Genomic DNA, 1,434 nt, shown 5'->3' with positions numbered 1-1,434 from the left:
ATCTGCTGCTGACCGATTCCAGCGGCATTGCGGCGTCATGGAACAGCTATCGACCGGTAACCGTCAACATGAAGACGGGGGCCGTCATGCTGGACGACACGGGGGCCGGAACGTACGTCGGTGGACAACTGGCCGTCAAGGGCATGCTGAACGTCAGCAACGGCGCGAATGAGGCCCGCATGCTGCTCGGCCCGAGCGGCGGATACTTCTTCGGGACCGGCAATGCTGCCGGGTTCTACCTCCCGTCCACGGGCGCGATGTTCGCATTCGATTTCGCGAAAAAGAACCTGACCGTCGTCGGCAACGAAGTATGGAACACGGGCAACCTGCCGAACCCGGCGCAGACGACGGGCATCACCATGTCCGGTCAGATTCTGGCTGCCGAAGGCACCGTGACGCGGCCTGGCTATTCGTTCGTGAACGACGGTGCACCGGACACGGGTTTTTTCCACATTGCTGATGGCGTGTTTGCCGTCGCGAACAACGCGCGTGAAACCATGCGGTTTCTGTCCGGTGGGGCGGCCAATCGCGTGCTCATCGGTTCGCCAAGCGATGACGGTCAAAGCCTGTTGCAAATCGGTGGGAACGCAGCGACGCGAGGGGTGCATTGGTTCGGCACTGGTCCGGTTGTTACGTGGTCGAACAGCGATGCGGGATGGGGATATTTCCGCTCGAATGGCAGTTTGTCGATCGGCAGTGAAAACACGAACGGTGCGCTTCAATTGATCGCGGGCAACGCAGAGATCGCGAGGCTCTATCCCGGCGGGCGGATGACGATCGGCGGAACGACCGACGATGGCGTGAATGTGGCGCAGGTCGCGGGCAGCATGCGCGCGGCCAACTACTTCATCAACGGGCAGGGTGCTGGCGACTCCGGTCTGATCGGCATCAACAAAGGAAGCAACGGACCGAACATCGCGTTCTACGGCAGCACGACGGCAGGTGGGGGCGCGCTGACGTTTAGCGCAGGCGGTACTGAGCGTGCGCGCGTCACGCCGTCAGGGAAATTCGTTGTTGGCGCAACGAGCGAGGACAGTAGCAGTGCCGTCGTACAGGCGAAAGGCCCGATTAAAGCGGCCAGCGGTGTCGGTGCGCTTGTCGCATCGAATGGTGGGGGTACGGATCAAACGTCCATCATGCTTCGACGCGAAGGTGGCCCGGCCGATCAAAAGCAGTGGGAAATCATACACGACTCAGTCGGGTCGTTCGGCATCCGCACGGTGAATGACGCGTACTCCTCGGCTCAGAATGCAGTGCTGATTTCGCGCGGGCCGGGTTCCTCTGTCGGGAACATGAGTTTGATGCCGAGCGGCGGGCGCGTGTTGATCGGCGGCGCAGTTGACGATGGCTCGATTCTCAACGCGGAAGGGCTCGTACGCGGACGCGGATACGCTGTCGATGGTGGGGCGTCCTGGGCGACGATCTATTTCAAGA

General features: G+C 61.6%; 1 pseudogene. It reads left to right on the top strand.

Annotated elements, in window-relative coordinates:
* Nucleotides 1-1,434 (top strand): annotated as a pseudogene (locus AC3IFE_RS18525) (phage tail protein); the annotation flags it as partial.

The sequence above is a fragment of the Burkholderia sp. APQ4-4ca genome, assembly GCF_057837105.1.
Note: the sequence above shows the minus strand (reverse complement) of the source record. Positions and strands in the feature narration are given on the sequence as shown.